Origin of the sequence: Grimontia hollisae CIP 101886 (assembly GCF_000176515.1) — a bacterium.
GTDB classification, from domain to species: Bacteria; Pseudomonadota; Gammaproteobacteria; order Enterobacterales; family Vibrionaceae; genus Enterovibrio; species Enterovibrio hollisae.
Genome location: NZ_ADAQ01000011.1, coordinates 713,633 through 737,149, shown reverse-complemented (window position 1 = coordinate 737,149; position 23,517 = coordinate 713,633). Strand labels below are relative to the sequence as shown.

Here is a 23,517-nt window from a genome sequence, read left to right as displayed (position 1 = left end):
ATGAACAAAGAAATCTTGGCTGTCGTAGAAGCGGTTTCCAACGAAAAGGCAGTTCCGCGCGAGCGCATTTTTGAAGCACTGGAGACAGCGCTGGCTACAGCAACAAAGAAAAAATACGATGCTGACATCGACGTACGTGTGGCTATCGACCGCAAAACTGGCGAATTTGATACATTCCGCCGTTGGTTAGTGGTAGAAGAAGTTACGCTTCCAACACGTGAAATCACCCTTGAAGCGGCCCAGTTTGACGACGAAACCCTGGAACTGGGAAGCTATGTTGAAGACCAGATTGAGTCAGTAACGTTTGACCGCATCACCACACAAACTGCGAAGCAGGTTATCGTACAAAAAGTGCGTGAAGCTGAGCGCGCGCAAGTGGTTGAACAATTCATGGAGAACGAAGGTGAGCTGATCACCGGTGTGGTGAAGAAAGTAAACCGTGATGTGGTTATCGTCGATTTGGGCAACAACGCTGAAGCGGCAATTCAACGTGACGATCAACTGCCACGTGAAAACTTCCGCCCAGGCGACCGCGTGCGTGGTTTATTATATGCTGTACGTCCAGAAGCGCGTGGTTTTCAGCTGTTTATGACCCGCTCTAAGCCAGAAATGCTGATCGAGCTGTTCCGCATTGAAGTGCCAGAGATCGGCGAAGAAATGATTGAAGTGATGGGGGCGGCGCGTGATCCTGGCTCTCGTGCAAAAATTGCGGTTAAGACCAACGACAAGCGTATTGACCCTGTTGGTGCGTGCGTGGGAATGCGTGGTGCGCGTGTTCAGGCGGTGTCTGGTGAGCTGGGTGGCGAACGTATTGATATCGTGCTTTGGGACGACAATCCGGCACAATTCGTGATTAACGCGATGGCACCAGCTGATGTTGCATCCATCATTGTTGATGAAGATACCCACACCATGGATATCGCCGTAGAAGCGGACAACCTTGCGCAGGCTATCGGCCGCAACGGTCAGAATGTTCGTCTGGCTTCTCAGCTCACTGGCTGGGAACTGAACGTGATGACAGTGCAAGATCTGCAGAAAAAACATCAGGAAGAAGCGGGACAGTCAATTGAGCTGTTCAGCAAGCACCTGGACATTGATGAAGACTTCGCAGCCGTATTGGTTGAAGAAGGCTTTACCACACTTGAAGAAGTGGCCTACGTACCAGCAGCTGAACTGCTGGAGATTAACGGTTTGGATGAAGATACCGTAGAAGAATTGCGTAGCCGCGCAAAAGAAGCGCTGACCACCATTGCGTTGGCGAAAGAAGAAATCCTTGAAGGTGCAGAGCCCGCAGAAGACCTGTTGGGTCTGGAAGGTTTGGAGCGTGATTTGGCGTTCCGACTGGCGGCGAAAGGCATCTGCACTCTGGAAGATCTGGCTGACCAAGGTACTGACGATCTTTTGGATATCGAGGGAATGGATGAAGTTAAAGCGGGTGAGCTGATTATGGCCGCGCGCAATATTTGCTGGTTCAGCGACGAAGCTTAAGCGCAGCAAAGGAGGAGCAGAATGTCAGAGGTTACAGTTAAAGCGCTGGCGAACGAAATTGATACGCCGGTAGAACGTTTGCTGAAGCAATTTCAAGATGCAGGCATTCAGAAATCGGCAGACGACAATGTAAGCCAAGATGAGAAACAAACCTTGCTGTCTCACCTCAAGCGAGAGCACGGTGATGATGGTAGCGCTCCAACTCGACTGACGTTACAGCGCAAAAAACGCAGCACGCTGAGTGTTTCTGGTGCTGGCGGAAAGAGTAAGGATGTTCAGGTAGAAGTACGTAAAAAGCGTACCTACGTGAAGCGCAGTGAATTAGAAGAACAGCGTGCAGCGCAGGAAGCTGCACAACGTGAAGCTGAAGAAGCAGCGAAGCGTGAGGCAGAGGAAAAGGCCCGTCGCGAAGCTGAAGAAGCAGCGAAACGTGAGGCTGAAGAAAAAGCAAAACGTGAGGCTGAAGAAAAGGCCAAGCGTGAAGCAGAAGAAAAAGCACGCATTGCGGCAGAAAAAGCAAAAGCTTCGAACGAGACAGCTGAAGAGACGGCTGCTCGTCAAGCAGCTGAGGCGCAAGCGAAGAAAGAAGCTGATGAACTCAAGCGTCGCCAGGAAGAGGAAGCCAAGCGTAAAGCTGAAGAAGAAAGTCAGCGCCAGCTAGAAGAGGCACGCAAAATGGCAGAATTGAATGAAGAACGTTGGAGTCAACAAGAGGCTGCAGTTGTTGAAGTAATGGAAACAGCAGATCATCACACCACCACATCAAGATATGCACGTGAAGCGGAAGACGAAGCAGATCGTCGCCAAGAAGCTGCGCCACGTCGCCGCAAGAAGAAAAAATCAGCGCAAGAGAAAGACGAGGTGTCTTCTTCCCGTAGCCGTGGTGGTAAAGGCGGTAAATTAAAAGGCCGTATGGCGAAACCAACCTCTATGCAACATGGTTTCCAAAAGCCTGCGCAGAAAGTCACCCGTGATGTAGAAATTGGTGAAACTGTCACTGTTGCTGAATTGGCTAACAAGATGGCAGTGAAAGCGACCGAAGTGATCAAAACCATGATGAAGATGGGCGCCATGGCAACCATCAACCAAGTGATTGATCAGGAAACAGCGCAGTTGGTTGCGGAAGAAATGGGCCACAAAGTGGTTCTTCGCAAAGAAAATGAGCTGGAAGAAGCGGTGCTGTCAGATCGTGATGGCAACGCGAAGCTGGAACCCCGTGCACCGGTTGTTACCATCATGGGTCACGTTGACCACGGTAAAACGTCGCTGCTGGACTACATCCGTAAAGCACACGTTGCATCGGGTGAGGCGGGCGGTATTACCCAGCACATCGGTGCATACCACGTTGAAACCGAAAACGGTATGATCACCTTCCTGGACACCCCGGGACACGCAGCGTTTACTTCGATGCGTGCACGTGGTGCGAAAGCAACGGATATTGTGGTACTGGTTGTTGCTGCAGACGATGGTGTAATGCCACAGACTATCGAAGCCATCCAGCACGCGAAAGCGGCGGACGTTCCTCTGATTGTCGCCGTGAACAAAATTGACAAAGATACGGCGAACCCGGATCAGGTGAAAAACGAGCTGGCACAGCACGATGTTATTCCTGAAGAGTGGGGCGGCGAGAACATGTTTGTTCACGTTTCTGCGAAGCAAGGCATCAATATTGACGCATTGTTGGAAGCTATTCTGCTGCAATCTGAAGTGCTGGAACTTCAAGCTGTTCGTGACGGTATGGCAAGTGGTGTGGTTATCGAATCACGTCTGGACAAAGGCCGTGGTCCGGTAGCAACGGTGCTGGTTCAGGAAGGTACGCTGAAGAAAGGCGATATCGTTCTGTGTGGCCTGGAGTATGGCCGTGTTCGCGCAATGCGTGACGAGAACGGTAATGAAGTGGATGAAGCTGGCCCGTCTATTCCTGTGGAAATTCTGGGTCTGTCAGGTGTACCACAAGCGGGTGACGAAGCGACGGTTGTCCGTGATGAACGTAAAGCACGTGAAGTAGCCCTGTACCGTCAAGGCAAGTTCCGTGATGTGAAACTGGCTCGTCAGCAGAAAGCGAAGCTTGAGAACATGTTCTCTAACATGGCTGAAGGCGAAGTGTCTGAACTGAACATTGTACTGAAAGCGGATGTACAGGGTTCAGTAGAAGCGATTGCTGAATCACTGGTGAAACTGTCTACTGACGAAGTGAAAGTGAAGATTGTCGGCTCCGGTGTGGGCGCAATCACTGAAACTGACGCAGTACTGGCCGCGGCGTCTAACGCTATCCTGGTTGGCTTTAACGTACGTGCTGATGCCTCTGCACGTAAGACCATTGATACTGAAAGCCTGGATCTGCGTTACTACTCCGTTATCTACGCCTTGATCGACGAAGTGAAGCAGGCGATGAGCGGTATGCTGGCGCCTGAGTTCAAGCAGGAAATCATGGGTCTGGCTGAAGTACGTGAAGTGTTCAAGTCACCGAAACTGGGCGCAATTGCCGGTTGTGTGGTGTCTGAAGGTACTATCAAGCGCAACAACCCAATCCGTGTACTGCGTGACAACGTGGTTATCTACGAAGGTGAGCTTGAGTCACTACGTCGCTTTAAGGACGACGTACAAGAAGTGGCAAAAGGCTACGAGTGTGGTATCGGCGTTAAGAACTACAACGATGTCCGCGTTGGCGACCAAATCGAAGTCTTTGAAGTGGTCGAAGTCAAGCGTACTATCGACTAATAACCGACGGTAACCGGTTGTTTATAAACACCATGGGGGGAAGTGCGTGGCACTTTCCCCCCATTTCTTATGAGAGAAGAGCGTTATGGCAAAAGAATTCAGCCGTACTCAACGCGTGTCGCAGCAACTGCAAAAAGAAATTGCACTGATCCTGCAGCGCGAGATAAAAGATCCACGCATTGGTATGGTGACTGTCTCCGGCGTAGAAGTGTCACGCGACCTTGCCTATGCCAAAGTGTTTGTGACTTTCCTGACCATGGGAGATCAAACCCCACAAGGCGGCCTGGAAGCACTCCATGAAGCGACGGGCTATATCCGTAGCCTGCTTGGTAAAGCAATTCGACTGCGTGTTACGCCTGAAATCACCTTCTATTTTGATGCGTCACTGACGGAAGGTATGCGCATCTCCAACCTGGTTTCACAAGCGGTGAAATCAGATGAAGCGCGCCGCAGTGATGTGGATGGAGAGGAAGAGTAATGGGTCGCCGTCCACGTCGCCGCGGACGTCCTGTTGACGGGATTATCCTGCTGGATAAACCTACCGGCATTACGTCAAACGCAGCATTGCAGAAAGTTAAAAGCATCTACTTTGCGGAGAAAGCAGGTCACACCGGTGCACTGGATCCACTGGCCACCGGTATGCTGCCGATTTGCTTTGGTGAGGCGACCAAGTTCTCCCAGTTCCTGCTGGATTCAGATAAACGTTACCGTGTGATCGCCAAGCTTGGCGAGCGTACCAATACGTCTGATTCTGATGGTGAAGTGGTAGAAAACCGTGAAGTGAAAGTCAGTCTTGGCGATCTGGAGCGTGCAATTGCCGCTTTCCGTGGCGAAACCATGCAGGTACCTTCGATGTTCTCGGCATTGAAGTACGAAGGTAGGCCGTTGTACGAATACGCCCGTAAAGGCATTGAAGTACCGCGCGAAGCCCGCAAGATCACAGTCTACGATATCTCATTGCTGCGCTTTGAAGGCCATGAAGTGGAAATGGAAGTGCATTGCTCGAAAGGCACTTACATCCGTACTATCGTGGATGATCTTGGCGAAATGCTGGGCTGTGGTGCCCATGTAACCATGTTGCGCCGCACTGGCGTCTCCCGTTATCCGTATGAAAAAATGGTGACGCTGGCGCAGCTGGAAGTACTGCTTGAACAAGCGCGCGAACAAGGTATACAGCCACGCGAGCTGTTGGATCCATTGCTTCTGCCGCTAGACACTGCGGTGCAGGATTTACGTGAAGTAAATCTGTTGCCGGTGGTAGCGAGCTATGCCCTACAGGGCCAGTCGGTGCAAATTCCTAATGCGCCAGCAGAAGGGGAAGTGCTTCGTATGACCGTGGGAGATGACCACACCTTTATCGGTGTTGGAGAAATCGATGCTGATGGTATGTTGAAGCCCCGCCGTCTGGTGCGTACGTCTCAGCAATAAATTTATGGCATGCCGAATGCGACAGCGGTTGCCTTAGCAGGGGAATCGCTGTAGAATTCGCCGCCTCGGGTGTCGGCTGAATCAGAGATTGGCTGACACAAATTAAAACCTTTTACATTTAGGAAATGACTATGTCTCTGAATGCAGAAACTAAAGCAGCAATCGTTGCTGAATACGCACAAGGCGCAAACGACACAGGTTCTCCAGAAGTACAGGTAGCTTTGCTGACAGCTTCTATCAACCACCTGCAAGGCCACTTCGCTGAGCACAAAGGTGACCACCACAGCCGTCGCGGCCTGCTGCGCATGGTTTCTCGTCGTCGTAAGCTTCTGGACTACCTGAAGCGTAAAGACGCTGACCGTTACCTGGCACTGATCGGTCGTCTGGGGCTGCGTCGCTAATAAGCCGCTGGCTTTTAAGCATCGCAATCTGAGAAGGAGCCTTGCGGCTCCTTTTCTTGTTTTATGTCCTGCCCTGTTTCCCTGCAATTCAGACTACAGTGTCAGCGTGCTTACCACGTTTCCCCGCATTGGCGGATAAACCACCAGCATCAAACGAATTATTGGGTTTTTGCGCACGAAACTTTCTGTCGCAAGTTAACGAAAATCAGATAGCCGTGTATAATGTTGGCGCTTTCATCGGACTCACAGTCAACCACGTCGACCATCAGGTCGCGACTATTGAGAAAGCTCTTCAACACCGTGAGAACTTTGTCATTAGTCGCGATTGGTGAGCCCGTTGAACGTTAAGTAATTCAGCGCACCCGTGCGCGCAACAACAAGGAATTTCTCGTGAATCCAATCGTAAAAACATTCCAGTACGGCAACCACACCGTAACGTTGGAAACCGGCGTAATGGCGCGCCAGGCGACTGCTGCCGTGATGGTAAGCATGGACGATACCTCTGTATTCGTATCAGTCGTTGGTAAAAAAGACGCGGTAGAAGGCCAGGATTTTTTCCCGCTGACGGTTAACTACCAAGAGCGTACTTACGCGGCAGGTAAAATCCCAGGTGGTTTCTTCAAGCGTGAAGGTCGTCCTTCTGAAGGCGAAACCCTGACTGCACGTCTGATTGACCGTCCAATCCGTCCCCTGTTCCCAGATCACTTCAAGAACGAAGTTCAGGTGATCGCGACCGTTGTTTCTGTTAACCCGAACGTTAACCCAGACATCGTTGCGATGATTGGTACGTCTGCAGCGCTCTCTATCTCTGGTATTCCATTCAATGGCCCAATTGGTGCGGCGCGTGTGGGTTATATCAACGATGAGCTGGTTCTGAACCCAAGCAACAAAGAGCTGGAAGAGAGCCGTCTGGATCTGGTGGTTGCCGGTACTGACAATGCCGTTCTGATGGTTGAGTCTGAAGCTGACCGCCTGAGCGAAGAGCAAATGCTGCAAGCCGTCGTGTTCGGTCATGACCAGCAGCAGGTTGTTATCAATGCAATCAAAGAATTTGCAGCCGAAGTGGCGACACCTGCATGGGAATGGTCTGCGCCTGAAGTTAACACTGAGCTGAAAGCACGTGTTGCTGAGTTGGCAGAAGCACAGCTGACAGAAGCGTACCAAATCACTGAAAAAATGGCGCGTTACACCCGTGTGGGTGAAATCAAGTCTGCGGTTGTTGAACAACTGCTGGAGCAAGACGAATCTTTGGATGCACGTGAAATTCAGGGCATGCTGAGCAGTCTGGAGAAGCAGGTTGTCCGTAGCCGTATCATCGCGGGCGAGCCTCGTATTGACGGCCGTGAGAAAGACATGGTGCGCGCGCTGGACGTACGTACCGGTGTTCTGCCACGTACCCACGGCTCAGCGCTGTTCACCCGTGGTGAAACCCAGGCATTGGTTACCGCGACGCTGGGTACCCAGCGTGACGCGCAAATCATTGATGAAATCACTGGTGAGCGTACTGATAACTTCCTGTTCCATTACAACTTCCCTCCATACTGTGTGGGTGAAACCGGCTTTGTAGGTTCACCGAAACGCCGTGAAATTGGCCACGGTAAACTGGCGAAGCGTGGTATTGCAGCAGTTATGCCATCTCAGGAAGAATTCCCGTACACCGTGCGTGTGGTTTCTGAGATCACTGAATCTAACGGTTCTTCTTCAATGGCTTCTGTGTGTGGTTCATCGCTGGCGCTGATGGACGCAGGTGTGCCGATCAAGAAATCTGTTGCGGGTATCGCAATGGGTCTGGTGAAAGAAGGCGACGATTTCGTGGTTCTGTCTGACATCCTGGGTGATGAAGACCACCTGGGCGACATGGACTTTAAAGTGGCGGGTACTGACGATGGTGTGACTGCACTGCAGATGGACATCAAGATCGAAGGTATCACCAAAGAGATCATGCAAATTGCCCTGAACCAGGCGAAGGGTGCGCGTCTGCACATCCTTAACGTGATGGATCAGGCGATCTCTTCTGCGCGTGACGATATTTCTGAGTTTGCACCACGTATCCATACCATCAAGATCAACCCAGAGAAGATCAAAGATGTGATTGGTAAAGGCGGCGCAGTGATCCGTGCCCTGACGGAAGAAACCGATACCACCATCGAAATCGAAGATGATGGCACGGTGAAGATTGCCGCGACCGACGGCGAGAAAGCAAAAGCCGCTATCGCACGTATCGAAGCGCTGACCGCAGAAGTGGAAGTAGGCCGTATTTATACCGGTAAAGTGACCCGTATCGTTGATTTCGGTTGCTTCGTGTCGGTGATCGGCACCAAAGAAGGTCTGGTGCACATTTCACAAGTGGCTGACAAGCGCATTGAAAAAGTGTCTGACTACGTGGAAATGGGTCAGGAAGTACAGGTTAAAGTGCTGGAAATCGATCGCCAGGGTCGTATTCGCCTGTCAATGAAAGAAGCGGTAGAGCAAGCGCCAGACGCCTCTGAATCTGACGCACAGCCACAAGCTGACGCATAATAACGGTTTACGCTGTAGCGTGAAACACGGTATAAAAAGGGGGCGATGCCCCCTTTTTGTTTTTCAGGAGAAAAGCGCACATGCGAAAATTTAACTGGCTGCCACTGACTATATTGGGATCGGCACTGCTGCTATCTGGCTGTGCGACTCCGTTGTCAGTGAGCAACAACCAGCCATGGCATATGTTGCCGATGGCGGTGCCATTGCAGCCAACCACGCAACAGGAAGTGCAACTCGCGCGCATCGACCAGATCTTGCTTAGGAACGATCTGGCAGAAAAAGATCGGGCACTGCTTTACTATGAGCGTGGCCTTATCAATGACAGCCTGGGACTTCGCGATCTGGCGCGTCTTGATTTTAATCGTTCCTTGTCCTACAACCCGGCACAACCAGATGTGTTCAATATTCTCGGGGTATATTTTACCCAAAGCGGTATGTATGACGCCGCCTATGAAGCGTTTGATTCCAGTCTTGAGCTGAATGAAAAGCACCAGTTTGCTGAGCGTAACCGAGGCATTGCCCTGTATTACGGTGGCCGTTATGAATTGGCTATTCGGGATTTGCTCAAACATTTTCATGACGACGAAAATGATGCCTACCGTGCCCTTTGGTTGTATCTGGCAGAGCTTGAGTATTTGGGGCCAGAGAAAGCAAAACAAGAACTGAGAGAGCGCTATAATCGCTCAGATAAACTCGACTGGGGCTGGCTGCTGGCCCGCATGTATCTCGACGATATCAGTGAAGAAGCGTTTTTTCAGAAAGTGATGAACGAGAGTACAGACAACGCCCAGTTGGCGGGAAGGCTGTGTGAAGGGTATTTCTACCTTGCCAAGCGTTATCAGGCCCAAGGGGATATCAGCTCTGCTGTAGCGTTGTATAAACTTGCCATGTCCGGCAATGTGTATGACTTTGTCGAACATCGTTACTCCATGCTGGAGCTTAGCCGTATTGCCTATGAGCTGAATAACCCGTCCTGACCCGTCTTTTCCTGTCGATACTGAATACTTTCCCATTGATAAAGAAAGAAAAAGCCGCAATGCGGCTTTTGTTGTTTCAGTGCGCAGGTTAAGACTGTATTGCCATACCTTCAATGCTGTGCCAGTAACCATTACAGAAGTGGCTTTTGGGGGCAAAACCGGATTCGCCGCGTTTGAAACCGGCCAGTACATCCAGAGTTCGCATGCTTTGTGGGCTAATACGTATGACATCGACCAAACCCTCCATTGAGGCGATGTCTGCGCTGAGGTCATAACAATACCCGGATTGGGTCTGAATGCCGTTGAGGGTAAAGACGGGTTGGCCTTCCTGGCTTTTTACCTCCAATCCTTGTGGGTAGTTGATGCAGCAGGTTTCGCACTTGTCTTTCGGACGGTTTTCTGCCCGGGCACTGAAGCAGCGGGCAGAGTAGGCCAGCGGTAAGTGACCATAAGAGAACACTTCCACTTCAAACTGGTTACGGATACCCATCGCATCAGCCTCAGCCTGCACTTTTTGCAACCACTCACGGGACAGCTCTACCGGCATGCACCAGCGGGTCATGCCTTTTTTGAGCATCACCTGCAATGCTTGTGCGTTATAAAGGTTCAATGCCGGGCCTGCGACAAACGGAATACCTTTTTCGTGAGCTAACTGAATGGCAGACACGTCGTTGGCTTCAATGATGAACTCACCGTTGTCAATATAGGTTTGCATCACCCTGACTTCGCTCGGCGCTTCCAGCAGCGCCATGGTCGACAACACCACTTGCTTGCCGCTGGCAGCCAGTTCACGACCGAGGTTCATCCAGTCAGCAGGACGCATTTCACGGCGCTTCGAACACACGGTTTCACCCAGATAGACGATATCAGCGTCGCTTCCTACCGCGGTTTGATAGAAGGTTTCAACATCGTTTTTAGGCCAGAAATAAAGAAGTGGGCCAAGTGAATATTTCATGGGTTACTCCCTTACTGCCATTGACGGTGATAGGCGCCAAGTGTGGTTTGTGCACCTTCAGAAACGCTGTCAAGGCACTGGTTCCATTGTGGCAGTACCTGATAGTTTTCCGGGTTGCGCTTGTAGCTGTCGATAGCCTGCCGCCAGGTGCGGGTGACCTGCTCAACATAGGCAGGGCTGCGCTGGCGGCCTTCAATTTTCACCGAGGCAATATTGGCTTCAAACAGCTCAGGCAAAATGGAGAGGGTATTGAGGCTAGTTGGCTCTTCCAGGGCATGGAAAGGTTCTGCATCTGTTACAAAGCGGCCTTTGCACAGGGTGGGGTAGCCAGCATTTTCGCCCGCTTTATAGCGGTCAATCAGAATGTTATTCAGCCGTGATTCCAAGCCGTCAGGGGTTTCCTGCCAGCGAACGTATTTAGCTGGTGAGCAGGCACCCACTGTGTTCGGGGATTCACCGGTCAGGTAAGAGGAAAGATAACAGCGCCCCTCAGACATGATGCACAGGCTGCCAAATGCAAAGACTTCCAGATCCACATCCGTAGTGCGAGCCAGTTGCTTGACCTGATGAATAGAAAGCACTCGCGGCAGTACCACGCGTTTGACGTTGAAATGGTCTTTGTAGAACTGAATAGCGGCACTGTTGGTGGCAGATGCCTGCACGGACAGGTGGATTTCCATGTCCGGGTGTTTGGTGGCGGTATAATCAAGCACGGCGAGATCGGCAATGATCAGTGCGTCTACGCCCAGATCGACCGCCGCATCCACGGCGTCAGTCCAGCGCTTGAATCCATCAGGATGTGCAAAGGTGTTCAACGCGACGTGAATGTGTTTGTTGCTATCCCGGACGTAAGAAACGGCTTTTTCCAGTTTCTTCCCATCAAAGTTCAGGCCTGCAAAATGGCGGGCATTGGTGCCGCCTTTAAAGCCAATATATACTGCGTCAGCACCGTTATCGATAGCAGTTTTTAAGGCAGGGAGGTTCCCTGCGGGACAAAGCAATTCCATATTTCTCCCCACGAAACGTGGTCAGCATCAAGCTGGTTGGGTGTTGAGATAAACCCCGGATTGTAAGGAGAGGTGACGGTATGGGTTTTGATATAAGGCAGATTAAGGTGAAAAATTTGAGCTGGAGGCGAGAAAAAGGTGCGTGTCGCACCTTTGGGATTTAAGAAGCCACTCTGGCTTTATGGTTATTAATCAGTAACGTTTCAAATTCGGCCCTTGGCATCGGTTTGTAGAAATGAAAGCCCTGGATAGTGTCGCATTTCAGGTTGGCCAATACGCTGGCCTGTTTGCCTGTCTCGACCCCCTCGGCGACGACTGACATATTCAGTGAGCGACCAAGGGTGATGATGTTCTCTATCAAGGTGACCTGTTTAGGAAAGGTTTCCATGTCACTGATAAAAGCACGGTCGATTTTGATCTCATCGAGTGGGAATTTTGCCAGGTAGGAGAGTGACGAATAGCCTGTACCAAAGTCATCGATAGAGAGAGCGAAGCCCAGATCTTTAATGGCATTCAGCATCTGGATAGCATGCTCACCATCATTCATAACAGCACTTTCTGTCAGTTCAAAGGTAATGAGTGACGGAGCAATTTCGGTTGCTGCCTGCAGCTTTTTCATGTGTGAGGTGAGATTCGGATTGCGGAATTGTTGGGGTGACAGGTTGATAGCCACACGCCCCGGTAATATCTTCATGTTCTGCCACCGTCGCACGGTTTGGAACACTTCGCGCATCACGTTGCGACCCAGCAGTTCAATCATGCCCGAGCGCTCTGCGACCGGAATAAAACGCCCTGGGCTGATGTAACCTTCGACAGGATGTTTCCAGCGCACCAGTGCTTCAGCACCATTGATGGTGTAATCCTTGGCGTTGACTTTGGGCTGATACCAAACCTCTAAACTATTGTTTTGAAGTGCTTTTTGTAGTTCTATTTCTAGCCAGAGACGCATGCGCGCTTCTTTGTTCATGTGCTGGTTATACGTCACCAAGCGGTTTCGACCTCGTTCCTTGGCCTCGTACATTGCAGTATCGGCGTTTTGCAGCAGACTGCGTGCATCTTTGCCGTCATCAGGGTACCTCACCATGCCGATGGAGCAGGCGAGGTATTTGCTGAAATGGTAAAGGTCAAACGGCTGGCTGATAATATCCACCACACGGCGTGACAGCTCATTGGCTACTTCATCGCTGCTGTGTTCGGGCAGTAAAATGGCGAACTCATCACCACCAAGGTGGCCGAGAATGGTGTCTGGCGGAAGTCGTTTGCGAAGGCGCTGAGCAATGTCCTGAAGTACACGGTCGCCAATATGGTGTCCCAGGGAATCATTGATGTTTTTGAAGTTATCGATGTCGAGATAAAACATCAAAAGGGGGGTGTTGCTGTTGATGAGTTGTACCAGGCGACGGGAAAATCCGTGGCGATTGTACAGGCCGGTCAGGGCATCAAACTGGGCCAGTTTTTCGAACGTCTGTTGATGATCTGGCACCGCTGCCGTGCGGGAGAGAGTGATAATGGCACCACTGCCGCCGAGCAGGCTCACCGATCCAAATGAGACATTCAGTGCGGGGTTTCCGTCAGCCTCTCTGGCCTGGCAGACCAGTTGCTGTCCGGGTTTCAGGGCATTGAGAGACGCCTCCACAGATTGGCCTTTCACTGGGGAGATCAGCAGATTTTCAATGTCTTCGCCCAGGATCTCGTTGTGACTGTCAAAGCCCAGCAATTTCCCTGCAACACGGTTAGCGCTCAGTACCACACCATCCGCGAGCACACAGCATCCGTCACCTACAAGCTGACACAGGTTTTCAAACCGGCTCTCTGAGGATTCCAGTGCACTGGTGAGTACCTGGCGTTCAGATGTATCCGCAGCATGGAAAATGATCGCGCCTTCCCGCCATTCGCTCTCAGCCAGTGGTGTGACACTGAAGTGGAAGCTGGCGTCGTGTATCCCATCGTTCAGCGCGATCTCTCCCTCAGAGCTGTCACCACGGAAGGCGCGCTCATAGTGGGGTTTGAGTGCCTCGTAAAAATGGGGGCCGAGAATGTCCTTATCGTGTTTGCCGATCAACTTGTCATGTTCCAGCCCGCTGATTTCGCAATAGCGTTGACTTACCCAAAGGTAATGGTGATGTTTGTCCAGGACGGCAAAGAGAAATGGACTGTTTTGAGTAAGACGTGAGAACCAATAGGTCAACTGCTCAACGGGCATTTAGGTACCATACATCATAGCTTATGTGGCTATATCCAATTTCGACTCCATGATTGAAACAACACTATATAATCTGAGGGCTCAGTGATAAACCTTTCTGGAATAGAGCTTTGTTTTTTTGACACAAGGCATGAAAAAATACGCGAGCAGTGTCATACAATGTCAGTTACCTTCGACTGACTCTCAATTAGGATCCCACTTTGTTCGACAAACTTCATTCAACGCTGGTGCAACAGGCACCCAATTTCCTGCGCTTTCCCGTTAAGCTTATGCCTGCGTCTGTCCAACAAAAAGTGATGTTGGAAGCCCTGAAACGTGTTTTTCGTGAGGCGCTGGATGATGGTGAGTTTGAGTTTCTTGAAGATCGCTGGTTGGAAGTGCATGTACGCGATATCGGCTTTAAAAGCTATATCAGCTATGAACATAAAAAACTGGTGGTGCGCCATGACATTGAAACGCCGGATGTACGCTTCAGTGGTGACATCAACGATTTGATCTTGATTGCTGCACGCAAAGAAGATCCGGATACCCTGTTTTTCCAGCGCCGTTTGGTGATCGAAGGGGATACTGAGCTGGGACTGGAAGTCAAGAACCTGATGGACAGCGTGGATCTGGAGTCGTTGCCCACCGCGATGCGCCAAGCCCTGTTTTCATTGGCAGAGTTTGTGCAAAAAGGGCTACAATCGCCCTCTTCTGTTAACGGGGTCCACTATGCTCATAAGATCTGAAGCTCTGGCTGATCAGTTTGCTATTGATAGGTTGCTCAAGAAAGTTTTTCCCACGGACGCTGAAGCGGAATTGGTGAAATCGCTACGTGAAAATGGTCACAACACCCTGTCTCTGGTTGCCTGCAATGATGGAGGAGACGTGGTGGGGCACCTGATGTTCAGTCCCGTATTAGTTGATGGAACAGATACCGGCGTTCAGGGATTGGCGCCGCTTTGTGTTCATCCAGATTACCGTGGGCAAGGCATTGCAGCTCAACTGGTTCGTGAAGGTTTTGATACCCTGAATGAGTTTGGTTATCCAGCGTGCGTGGTGCTTGGCGATCCAGCCTACTATTCCCGTTTTGGCTTTAAACCGGCAGAGGAATTTGGTTTGAGCTGCAAGTGGGATGTACCAGCAGATGCCTTTATGGCGTTTGAATTTGCAGAGGGGGCTTTTAATACAGTCCAAGGCCAGGTCACTTATTGTGCGGAATTTGATGCGCTGTAGCTAAATAATCACCAGGTGTTTTAAGGGCTGCGTTTGCGGCTCTTTTACTTGGTGTCGTTTATTGATGTAGTTTGATAGCATCTCTCCCGGATGGACGTGAGTGAGACTGGCATGAACGATCTGCAACGATTAAAGGAAATGGGCATTACGGTTTGGGATATCCGCCGACCAGAATGTTTTCCTGATGTCACCCCAAAAACCATTTCACTGCCTGAAAGCTGCCAATTGTTGTTGGTGTCTGAGCATGTGCCTTCCGGGCAGGATGCCTGGCTGTTTGGTAAAGTGCTTGCCAGCATGAAATTGACGCCAGAACAGGCGCTTCATTTACCGCCACAGGCACTCGGGCTGCTGGGGAAGCATCAACTGGTATGGTGTTGGTTTGCCGGGGTAAGTGCGGTGAGCCTTGATGGGGTGAACACGCTGACTTCGCCTTCACTGGCAGCACTTGATAAAGATCAGGGTGCGAAAAAGGGGCTTTGGCAACAGATAAAAAGATATGAATCCTGACATTCTTCCTATGGACAGCCAGTGGCTGGATGAGGTGGTTCGCATTGAGCAGGCAGCCCATAGCCACCCTTGGGCCGAAAGCCTGTTAAGAAAACCAGAATCCAAGTTTGGTTGTAACCGTGTGCTGGTGGTTAACCAGACGCTGGTAGGGTACTTCTTTGCCCAATGTGTCGCGGGAGAAGCCTCTTTGCTCAATATTGCTGTCTCACCGGATTATCAGGGGCAGGGATATGGCAAAATCTTGCTGCAAGCTTTCCTCGATTGTATGAAAGAGATGGGCGGGGAGGAAGCCTGGCTGGAAGTGCGTGAAAGCAATAAAGCTGCCATCAGGTTATACGAATCGCTTGGCTTTAACGAATTTGACCGGCGGTATGATTATTATCCTTCGGCCACTGACCGCGAAGATGCGCTCATTATGAGTTACTGGTTTGAGTAAAAACCGGATGAATAAACGAAAGAAAACCCGCCAGATTGCGGGTTTTCTTTCTTAGGTCGTTTGCTCTTGTTGCGGCAAAACGCACGGTGGATGGATAAACCCTTGGTAAGCGTTGATGACATCGATATTGATTTTTGACTTGCTCTCTTCATCTTTTACGCCGGTAGCAATCACGGTGATACCCTGTGATTCTGCGATGTTAGCCAGCATGTCGATAAAGAGGCGACTCTGAGCATTCTGGTCTTGGCTGAAAGCGTGATCCAGTTTGACGTAATCTGGCTTCAGTACCGTCAGGTATTCGACTTCTTGCAAGTAGCGGCCAAAGTGGTCAATGCCAATCGTCGCGCCGGCTTTTCGTATCCCTTCACTGAAGGCAATGCAGGCGCTCAGGTTGTTGCATGCGCTCGCTTCGCTGATTTCGAAACAGATCTTGTCTGCTGGCAGGATGGTTGTCAGTAGCGTTTGCAGCCAACTGAGAAATTCGTGGCTTTCCAGACTGTCATTGGTCAGGTTGAGGGCGACAGTTTCCGTGATAGGGGAAGCCTTGTGTAAACCGACCAGATGCTCTATCACCACACGGTCGAACTCGATGCCTTTTTTAAATAGCTGGATATAGGGCATCAGGCGTCCGCCGGATTGCCAGCTACCCTCGATATTTGCATGGGTGAAAATCTCCCGGTGAAGCGCAACCCCTTTGTTTCCAGACAGAGGATAAACCGGTTGTGCCAGCAAGCGTATCGCCTTGTGTTTTAAGGCGTCATTAAGCAGTGAGCGCCAGGTTTCACGACCAATGACTTGCTCCTCGGAAGCGCGGTTAAACACGAATACATCATGCTGCTTGATGGCACGTTGCAAAGCATTGTCAGCGAGGGACAGTAATTGTGTGCCGGGAAGCCCATGACCATGCACCACGCCAATGTGGAAGCCTTCATTGGTATTAAACCCTGCCATGGTGACTTCGTTGTTCAGGGTGCTGATCAAGGTATGCAGGCCTTGTTGGCATTGTTCTTCACTGCTTTGCGGCAAAATGAGGGCGATTTCGGTGTCACTGAGACGGGCGATACAGACATTAGGATGGGCACGGAATGCCGATTGCAGTGAACCCGCTAACAGTTGCCAGGTTTCATCGCGTGCCACATAGCCGTAACGACGGTAAATAATATCCATCCAGGACATGTCAGCGATAAAAACAGCGCCGGGAACACCTTCTTCCTCTGTCATCCAACTGCCCAGCTGGTGGGTAAAGTACTGGCGGTTGGGCAGGCCTGATACGGGATCATACATCAGGCTGTTATTCAAGGTTTTCAACTCTCTGTGTAGGGACTGAATGATCCGTTGGATGTGGTTCGCGAGATTATCCAGTGCCATATCCAGCGATTTAACACCAGAACGTTGTTTTGCCTGCGGTGACGTAAAATCTTGCTCGGAGAGACTGTCGAGTGTTCTGGTAACGCGTTTAATTGCCCTTTTACTACGTTTGAACATAACAGTGAAAGCACTCAGAAGCATCACAACAGCCACCCCAAGTATCAGGGAAAACTGGCTAGCCTCTCTGGCAACAACCTGGCTGGCGGCATGCGGTGAAAACGTCAATGTCAGTGAGGCAACGTCTGAGCCTTCATGAATCAGGGGAAAGGTACGTTTGACAGGCTGGATACCCATCACTGCTTCAAACCAATAGATGTTCAGAGACGTTTCTGGGCTGGACCACTCGACTTTCTCTGCAGTAACAAGATCGGTGAGCGCAATGGTGTTGAGCTCGTTAGATAGGCTGGCTTCCACAATTCTTTGAATCGAATCCGTATCGTAGTAAGCAACAAATGCAGGAAGCACTTTGGCCAGCTGGGTTTGCGCAGCATCCGCACGCAACGAAAGCTGCTTTTGCTGTTCATTTACACTGACAGTTATCTGGGCAAGCACCGACAGCAATATCAGCAGTAGGGCAAAGGCATAAATCCACACATAGGGCAGGCGTTTTTCAAACATAGAGCGTCTCTTGTTAGCGCACGATAAAAAGAGGCCGGTCGGTAAGACCGGCTCATACCGTTTACTCGACCGTAAAGATTGTCCAGCGCATGTCTGTCGTGCTGTAGCTTCCTGACAGGGTTGCCATGACGCGGCGGTTTACATCGTGTGCATATTCAGAGTCTTCATCAATCAAAGGCTCTGTGTCCCCATAACCAATGGCATCGACACGGGATGGTGCAATGCCGAAGTCGTTAATTAATGCCCGGGCGACGGCATTTGCACGGCGCTGTGATAACGACAGGTTGTAGTCTGGATTACCCACCTTGCTCGCATGCCCTTCAATAGTGACATGGGCATCCCGCTGGTCGTTCAAAAAGTCCGCCAACTGTTCGAGTTTTGCGTAGTTGCTGGGACGCAGGGCGGACGAGTCGTTGGCAAATGCCACATTCAGGCGAAAGCTTTGCTTCACCGTCTTATCGCGAGGGCAACCATCGTTGTCGACTGCTGCGCCACGAAGTGTTTCGTTACACTTTTCGCGGGCATTGATGACGCCGTCATAATCCAGATCGCGAAGGTCATTCACCTGGGGAGAGGTGTCTTGCATGGTGACAATGTCTTGTGAGCTACAGCCTGCCAACAATAGAATAGAAACAATAGCGAGTGTCTTTTTCATTATTGAACACCTCCTTCGTCGTTTTCGTCTCCTTGCCAAACCTCAGGGGTAGTGACGCGCAATGATGCCAGTAATTGGCCTGTTGCATTCAGCAACCGGTACTGAGCAATAAGATCGTCGTATTCTGCCGTGAGATACTCGCGGCGTGCCTGGAACAGTTCGTTTTCAGCATCCAGCACATCAATCAGTGTGCGCTGGCCTAGCTTGAACTGATCTTCATAGGCATTTCGGGTTTCAGTTGCCGCCTCAACGTGCTGGCGAAGGTACTGCATTTGCTGTTTCAGGAATACGCGGGCATTCCACGCCAGCGTGGTGCCTTCTTCAATATCGCGATAGGCATTGAGCTGAATCGCTTTTGATTCATTGATGTTATAAGCCGCTTCGCGCTCACGGGCTTTGTCTGCACCGCCAGAGAACAGGTTGTAGTTGACACGTACCATGGCGAGGATTTCGTCATTGTTGCCGCCGACATCCAAACTGCTTCCTGGGGAGGTGCCATCGTTACCGTCAAGGTTGTCATCCCAGCTTGCAGAAAGATCAAAAGAGACCTCTGGGTAATAATTACCTTTTGCTGCTTCACGCTGAGCTTTGGCAGCACTGATATCACTGTCGGCAGCTTTCAATGTTGGATGGGCAGCTTTGGCCATTTCCATCGCCGATTCCAGCGAGGTTGGCAACATCACGGCATCTGGCACTGGGATACGGGTGTCTTCCGGTGTGCGGTTTACGATACGCTGATAGGAAATTCTGGCATCAGACAGGTTATTTTGTGCAGAGATAAGGTTTGAATGCGCGCGGGCGAGGCGGCCTGTCACCTGAGAAAGGTCTGCGGTTGAACCCAGTCCGGAATCGGTTTTCTGTTTCACCTGCTCATAAATGATCTGGTGGCTTTCGAGGTTACGTTCGGCAAGTACTACAATCTGTTCGGCACGCAGGAACTCAAGGTACGCGCGGGCAACTTCCAGGGCTAAATCTTCTGCAGTGGCAAAAAGTGTCCATTGGTTGGCACTCGCTTCGAAAGTCGTGCGTTTAACTTCGTTGACGGTCTGGAAGCCGCTGAACAGTACCTGGCGAAGTGACACGCCGATTTCACGACGGGTCATTTCTATTTGTTCGTCAGTACCAAAATTGACAGCATCCCGTCTGGTTGAAGGGCTTTCTGTCCATTCACGGCCAATGCCAGCATCAAAATCAATGGTTGGATAATAACCTGCACTGGCTTGATGAATCTGCTCCTCGCTTGCCTTAAAGCGATTGAATGCCTGCCTGATTTGCGGGTTAGTATCCAGTGCTGTTGCTACAGCCTGCTCCAGAGACTGGGCCCCAGCCGCTGTAGGAAGCAAGCTCGCTGCGACTGCCAGAGCAGCGACACTTGTTCTGAGCGAATGGCCAACACTGTTTTTCATTACTCTCTCCTTGTTATTATTATCAACGCTCTCGGAGCGCTGACTCTTTTGCTCTTAATATTGGGTTAAGCAGGTATTCCAGCACTGTCCGCTTGCCGGTAATGATGTCCACAGAGGTCAACATGCCCGGAATGATTGGCAGCTCACTGCCGTCTTTTTTCTCCAGACTGGATTTTTCTGTCCGGATCCTGACCAAATAAAAACTGTTGCCCTCTTCATCCTGCGTGGTATCAGCGCTGATGTGCTCCAACGTGCCATTGAGGCCGCCATAACGCGTAAAATCGTAGGCGGTTACTTTGACAACAGAAGGCAGACCCGCGTGCAGGAACGCGATATCCTTCGGTGCGATCTTGGCTTCGATAAGAAGCTGATCCTCGGCAGGGACGATTTCTATCAAATCAATACCCGGTTGCACGACGCCACCAAGGGTATTGATATGAATGGTTTTGATGGTGCCAGTGACAGGAGCGGTGATAACCGCTTTGTCTACCTTGTCCTGTGCTCCGACCTGAGCTTGGGTGAGGCGGGAGAGGCGGGTTTCCAGCTCACTCATTTTGGCCCGGGTTTCATTACTGAAGGCAAGTGCGGCCTCGCGGCGTTTTAAGATAGCTTCGTCAACAGAAGCTTTGATTTTTGGCTGCATCAACCGAAGTGAACTCAGCTCACCCTTCAGATCATTGACCTGACGCTCAAGCTTGAGTAAATCGATTTCTGAAACAATCCCTTTCCTCGCCAGTGGAATGGTGATTTTCAGCTCCCGCTTGATCAGGCCGAAGCTGTTTGACAGGGTGCGGATTTTCGATTCAACTTCCTGGCTTTCTTGCTGCTTTTGCAAAATCTGGCGAGCCAGAATTTCGAGGCGGTTTTTGAGATCCAACAGACGGCCTTCGTATTCCTGACGCTGACCTTCAATTAATGCTGGCTCTGACTCTTCAAGTTCGGAAGGAAATTCAAGTGGCGACAGGGTGATGGCAATTTGCTCCCGCCAGTTTGGGGCTGCAGGGGACAGCTTAATACTGCGTAGTTCTGAGCGCATGCGAATGATATTGGCACGTAGGCTGGAGACCTCTTCTTCCTGCTGGGCAAAATCGGAGCGGAAACGGGTGTCATCGATACGTGCCAGTGGCTCTCCCTGCTTCACCAACTGGCCTTCCTGCACATACATAGCCTGCAAAATGCCGCCATCCAGACTTTGTATTAATTGCACCTGGGAAGAAGGAATAACTTTGCCTTCACCACGTGTAACGCGATCCAGGGAGGCAAAGGCTGCCCATGTAATGATGGCTACAAAAAAAGTAAATACCCCCCAGATAACAAAGCGGTAGCGCACTGGTGCATCAGTCAGCATGGCGCCGTAGACGTCATCGGTCATTTCAATGTCATCACGCTTGAGCGCGTTAGTCATGTTGACCTCCTGCATTGGCATTCAGACGCTCCAGCACTTTATCCCTTGGTCCGTCCATCACAATGCGCCCCTTATCCATGACAATGACGCGGTCAACTAATTGAAGCAGCGCCATCTTGTGGGTGATCATCACTAAGGTGCGCTCTTTTGAAGCGAACTTCATGGCGTGGATAAACTGGCTTTCTGCGTGGGCATCGAGGCTGGCAGTGGGCTCGTCCATGATAAGCAGGGGCGGGTCATTGAGCAGCGCACGAGCAAGGGCAACCGACTGTCGCTGACCCCGGGAAAGGGCTTCTCCGCGCTCACCGACTTGTTTATCGAGCCCTTCGCTGTCCTGAGAGGTGAACGTTCCCACGCCAGAAAGTTGCGTAGCACGTATTAATTGATGCTCTGTCACCTGTCTGGTACCGAACATAATATTTTCGCGTATCGTACCGTGGAAAAGCGTTACATCCTGCGCCAAATAACCCACATTGCGACGCAGATCTGCTGGGTGGATCTGTTTTGCATCCACGCCGTCGAAACGTAAGCTGCCAGTTGTTGGTTGGTAAAGGCCTGCCAGCATTTTGATAAGGGTGCTCTTGCCAGTACCGTTTTTGCCCAGAATGGCAATTTTTTCACCGGCATTGATGGTAAAGCTGGTGGGGTGAAGGGTCGTTTTTTCAGACTCCGGATAGCGAAAGCCAATGTTGTCAGCGTAGATATCGCCTTTTAAACGCTTACGGCTGATCAGGTGGCCTTTATCTGCAAATTCATCTTCCTGATCCATCATGGCATTAAGCTGGCGCATACCTGATTGGGTCTGGTTCCAGCGGCTCATAAGGCCTGCCAGTTGCGCCATTGGTGATACAGCACGGCTGGAAAGCATCACCGCAGCAATAATCCCGCCCATGGTAATTTGGGCGTCAGCGACGCGATAGACACCCAGGACAACCACGGCAACTGATGTCACCTGAACAATGAAAGACGCAAAATAGGAGACCGAGTTGGTGATTTGCTTCACCTTGAGGTTCCAGTTTGCTGTGTGTGCGGTCATCTGTTGCCAGCTTTTCTGCACGATCCCTTCTGCCACATTGGCTTTTATACTTTCGAGTGCGGAGAGGCTTTCAATTAAATGTCCATGCTTTTGGCTGGCGTATTTGTTTGACTCTTCAATGGCTGCTTTAAGTTTTGGCTGAACAAACAGGGCATAGCCAATAATCAGGATACCTGCCACGACCGGGACAACAGCGAGGTCTCCTGCAAAGAGATAAATGACAAACAAGAAAAAGAGAGCAAAGGGTAAGTCGACCAACGTAGTGAGGGTGGCCGAGGTCAGCATGTCCCGAATGCCATCAAATTCACCCAGTTGCTTGGCCATGCCGCCAACACTTTTGGCGCGCTTTTCCAGTGGAATCCCCATCAGACGGGCAAACAGGCGTGAAGACACGATGATATCGACTTTCTTACCTGCAATATCAATCAGGTAAGAGCGCATTTTTTTCATCAGGAAATCAAAACTGAAGGCAATCAGTGCACCGCTCGCCAGTACCCACAGGGATTCAAAGGCGAGGTTAGGCACTACCTTGTCATACACATTCATCACAAACAGCGGTGAAACCAGTGCGAAGATATTCACCAGCACTGACGCTATCAATGCATCGCGGTAAATCGGCGAGGCATCTTTCACTGTTTGCCAGAACCAATGGATTTTTGTGTCGTGAAGGTGCAGATCGACGCTGTTGTCACCACGATACTGACGTTTAACTAAAAACGTATAACCGGTATACATGGCTTCAAGATCCGCCAGCGGAATCTCTTCCTCGCCACCGGTTTCAGAGGTTTGGATGAGTGCCGTGCCTTCTTCGGTGTTAATCTCGCGGAGAATACAGGCTTTTTTATCAGTCAAAAGAAGTATGCAAGGCAATAAAAGCGTTGGCAGTGCCTTCAATTGTCGGCGGGAAAGTTTGGCAGTCAACCCTGCACGGGCTGCCGCCTGAGGAAACAGATCCGGTGTCAGCAGGGCGTCAGTCATCGGGAGACCCGCCGTTAGGGCATCCCCCGAGCACGGCGAACCATAGTGCTCAGTCAACAAGACCAAGCAATCTAACAACGGGTCGTCCACCGCTTGCGTTGACGCGCTAATGCGCCACTGCTGCGGCTTGCGTTTGGCAATTGCTGCGTCGGTCACCTAGTTCTCTCTATAAAAACGTAAACAATTAATAACA

At 50.8% G+C, this 23,517-nt stretch carries 19 protein-coding genes; 11 read left to right on the top strand and 8 right to left on the bottom strand.

Going from position 1 to position 23,517, the window contains the following annotated elements:
* From nusA to nlpI, 7 genes are all read left to right on the top strand, one after another.
* Complete coding sequence (gene nusA / locus VHA_RS09645; protein ID WP_005503866.1) at positions 1-1,488, top strand: transcription termination factor NusA; 1,488 nt, start codon at positions 1-3, stop codon at positions 1,486-1,488.
* 21 nt (positions 1,489-1,509) lie between these two features.
* Positions 1,510-4,209: a translation initiation factor IF-2 gene (gene infB / locus VHA_RS09640; RefSeq protein WP_005503865.1), complete on the top strand. Its 2,700-nt coding sequence runs from the start codon at positions 1,510-1,512 to the stop codon at positions 4,207-4,209.
* 85 nt (positions 4,210-4,294) lie between these two features.
* The gene (gene rbfA, locus VHA_RS09635; RefSeq protein WP_005503863.1) at positions 4,295-4,687 is read left to right on the top strand and encodes a 30S ribosome-binding factor RbfA; all 393 of its coding nucleotides are present in this window, start codon (positions 4,295-4,297) and stop codon (positions 4,685-4,687) included.
* Positions 4,687-5,637, top strand: a complete 951-nt coding sequence (gene truB, locus VHA_RS09630; RefSeq protein WP_005503861.1) for a tRNA pseudouridine(55) synthase TruB — start codon at positions 4,687-4,689, stop codon at positions 5,635-5,637. Before rbfA ends, truB begins: the two co-directional genes overlap by 1 nt.
* 131 nt (positions 5,638-5,768) lie before the next feature.
* On the top strand, positions 5,769-6,038 hold the full coding sequence (gene rpsO, locus VHA_RS09625) for a 30S ribosomal protein S15 (RefSeq protein ID WP_005503860.1): 270 nt from the start codon (positions 5,769-5,771) through the stop codon (positions 6,036-6,038).
* A 390-nt stretch (positions 6,039-6,428) separates the two neighbouring features.
* The gene (pnp, locus tag VHA_RS09620; protein WP_005503859.1) at positions 6,429-8,558 is read left to right on the top strand and encodes a polyribonucleotide nucleotidyltransferase; all 2,130 of its coding nucleotides are present in this window, start codon (positions 6,429-6,431) and stop codon (positions 8,556-8,558) included.
* An 80-nt stretch (positions 8,559-8,638) separates the two neighbouring features.
* Positions 8,639-9,535, top strand: coding sequence for a lipoprotein NlpI (gene nlpI, locus VHA_RS09615; RefSeq protein ID WP_005503858.1), 897 nt, complete (start codon positions 8,639-8,641; stop codon positions 9,533-9,535).
* 88 nt (positions 9,536-9,623) lie between these two features.
* Here nlpI and VHA_RS09610 read toward each other — a convergent pair whose 3' ends face one another.
* The 3 genes from VHA_RS09610 to VHA_RS09600 all read right to left on the bottom strand — a co-directional run bounded on the left by VHA_RS09610 (position 9,624) and on the right by VHA_RS09600 (position 13,700).
* Positions 9,624-10,490 (bottom strand): U32 family peptidase, encoded by an 867-nt coding sequence (locus VHA_RS09610; RefSeq protein ID WP_005503857.1) that lies wholly within the window; start codon positions 10,488-10,490, stop codon positions 9,624-9,626.
* An 11-nt stretch (positions 10,491-10,501) separates the two neighbouring features.
* A complete protein-coding gene (gene ubiU, locus VHA_RS09605; protein WP_005503856.1) occupies positions 10,502-11,497 on the bottom strand; it encodes a ubiquinone anaerobic biosynthesis protein UbiU in 996 nt (331 codons plus the stop codon).
* 160 nt (positions 11,498-11,657) lie between these two features.
* Positions 11,658-13,700: a sensor domain-containing protein gene (locus tag VHA_RS09600; RefSeq protein WP_040528590.1), complete on the bottom strand. Its 2,043-nt coding sequence runs from the start codon at positions 13,698-13,700 to the stop codon at positions 11,658-11,660.
* Positions 13,701-13,900: 200 nt separating this feature from the next.
* Between VHA_RS09600 and ubiT the strand changes: the two genes are divergently transcribed.
* The 4 genes from ubiT (at position 13,901) to rimI (ending at position 15,858) form a co-directional block, all read left to right on the top strand.
* Complete coding sequence (gene ubiT / locus VHA_RS09595) at positions 13,901-14,428, top strand: ubiquinone anaerobic biosynthesis accessory factor UbiT (RefSeq protein ID WP_005503853.1); 528 nt, start codon at positions 13,901-13,903, stop codon at positions 14,426-14,428.
* On the top strand, positions 14,412-14,915 hold the full coding sequence (locus VHA_RS09590; protein ID WP_005503852.1) for a GNAT family N-acetyltransferase: 504 nt from the start codon (positions 14,412-14,414) through the stop codon (positions 14,913-14,915). The genes ubiT and VHA_RS09590 overlap by 17 nt, the downstream gene beginning before the upstream one ends.
* A 111-nt stretch (positions 14,916-15,026) precedes the next feature.
* Complete coding sequence (locus VHA_RS09585) at positions 15,027-15,422, top strand: DNA polymerase III subunit psi (RefSeq protein ID WP_005503851.1); 396 nt, start codon at positions 15,027-15,029, stop codon at positions 15,420-15,422.
* Positions 15,412-15,858, top strand: a complete 447-nt coding sequence (gene rimI, locus VHA_RS09580; protein ID WP_040528589.1) for a ribosomal protein S18-alanine N-acetyltransferase — start codon at positions 15,412-15,414, stop codon at positions 15,856-15,858. The genes VHA_RS09585 and rimI overlap by 11 nt, the downstream gene beginning before the upstream one ends.
* Before the next feature lie 51 nt (positions 15,859-15,909).
* Here the strand turns inward: rimI and VHA_RS09575 are convergent, their stop codons facing one another.
* The 5 genes from VHA_RS09575 to VHA_RS09555 form a co-directional block, all read right to left on the bottom strand.
* Positions 15,910-17,844 (bottom strand): EAL domain-containing protein, encoded by a 1,935-nt coding sequence (locus tag VHA_RS09575; RefSeq protein ID WP_005503849.1) that lies wholly within the window; start codon positions 17,842-17,844, stop codon positions 15,910-15,912.
* A gap of 61 nt (positions 17,845-17,905) precedes the next feature.
* The gene (locus VHA_RS09570) at positions 17,906-18,499 is read right to left on the bottom strand and encodes an OmpA family protein (RefSeq protein ID WP_005503847.1); all 594 of its coding nucleotides are present in this window, start codon (positions 18,497-18,499) and stop codon (positions 17,906-17,908) included.
* Complete coding sequence (locus tag VHA_RS09565) at positions 18,499-19,905, bottom strand: TolC family outer membrane protein (protein WP_005503846.1); 1,407 nt, start codon at positions 19,903-19,905, stop codon at positions 18,499-18,501. Before VHA_RS09565 ends, VHA_RS09570 begins: the two co-directional genes overlap by 1 nt.
* Positions 19,906-19,927: 22 nt before the next feature.
* Positions 19,928-21,310: an HlyD family type I secretion periplasmic adaptor subunit gene (locus VHA_RS09560; RefSeq protein WP_005503845.1), complete on the bottom strand. Its 1,383-nt coding sequence runs from the start codon at positions 21,308-21,310 to the stop codon at positions 19,928-19,930.
* Positions 21,303-23,480 (bottom strand): type I secretion system permease/ATPase, encoded by a 2,178-nt coding sequence (locus VHA_RS09555; RefSeq protein WP_005503844.1) that lies wholly within the window; start codon positions 23,478-23,480, stop codon positions 21,303-21,305. Before VHA_RS09555 ends, VHA_RS09560 begins: the two co-directional genes overlap by 8 nt.
* Between the last annotated feature and the right edge of the window lie 37 nt (positions 23,481-23,517).

What these genes read in the sequence shown, in the direction of transcription:
- VHA_RS09560 (WP_005503845.1), bottom strand. Translation starts at nt 21,310, where the DNA reads ATGACTAACGCGCTCAAGCGTGATGACATTGAAATGACCGATGACGTC.
- VHA_RS09590 (WP_005503852.1), top strand. Translation starts at nt 14,412, where the DNA reads ATGCTCATAAGATCTGAAGCTCTGGCTGATCAGTTTGCTATTGATAGG.
- VHA_RS09610 (WP_005503857.1), bottom strand. Translation starts at nt 10,490, where the DNA reads ATGAAATATTCACTTGGCCCACTTCTTTATTTCTGGCCTAAAAACGAT.
- nusA (WP_005503866.1), top strand. Translation starts at nt 1, where the DNA reads ATGAACAAAGAAATCTTGGCTGTCGTAGAAGCGGTTTCCAACGAAAAG.
- nlpI (WP_005503858.1), top strand. Translation starts at nt 8,639, where the DNA reads ATGCGAAAATTTAACTGGCTGCCACTGACTATATTGGGATCGGCACTG.
- ubiU (WP_005503856.1), bottom strand. Translation starts at nt 11,497, where the DNA reads ATGGAATTGCTTTGTCCCGCAGGGAACCTCCCTGCCTTAAAAACTGCT.
- rpsO (WP_005503860.1), top strand. Translation starts at nt 5,769, where the DNA reads ATGTCTCTGAATGCAGAAACTAAAGCAGCAATCGTTGCTGAATACGCA.
- VHA_RS09575 (WP_005503849.1), bottom strand. Translation starts at nt 17,844, where the DNA reads ATGTTTGAAAAACGCCTGCCCTATGTGTGGATTTATGCCTTTGCCCTA.
- truB (WP_005503861.1), top strand. Translation starts at nt 4,687, where the DNA reads ATGGGTCGCCGTCCACGTCGCCGCGGACGTCCTGTTGACGGGATTATC.
- VHA_RS09565 (WP_005503846.1), bottom strand. Translation starts at nt 19,905, where the DNA reads ATGAAAAACAGTGTTGGCCATTCGCTCAGAACAAGTGTCGCTGCTCTG.
- VHA_RS09585 (WP_005503851.1), top strand. Translation starts at nt 15,027, where the DNA reads ATGAACGATCTGCAACGATTAAAGGAAATGGGCATTACGGTTTGGGAT.
- rbfA (WP_005503863.1), top strand. Translation starts at nt 4,295, where the DNA reads ATGGCAAAAGAATTCAGCCGTACTCAACGCGTGTCGCAGCAACTGCAA.
- VHA_RS09600 (WP_040528590.1), bottom strand. Translation starts at nt 13,700, where the DNA reads ATGCCCGTTGAGCAGTTGACCTATTGGTTCTCACGTCTTACTCAAAAC.
- infB (WP_005503865.1), top strand. Translation starts at nt 1,510, where the DNA reads ATGTCAGAGGTTACAGTTAAAGCGCTGGCGAACGAAATTGATACGCCG.
- VHA_RS09570 (WP_005503847.1), bottom strand. Translation starts at nt 18,499, where the DNA reads ATGAAAAAGACACTCGCTATTGTTTCTATTCTATTGTTGGCAGGCTGT.
- rimI (WP_040528589.1), top strand. Translation starts at nt 15,412, where the DNA reads ATGAATCCTGACATTCTTCCTATGGACAGCCAGTGGCTGGATGAGGTG.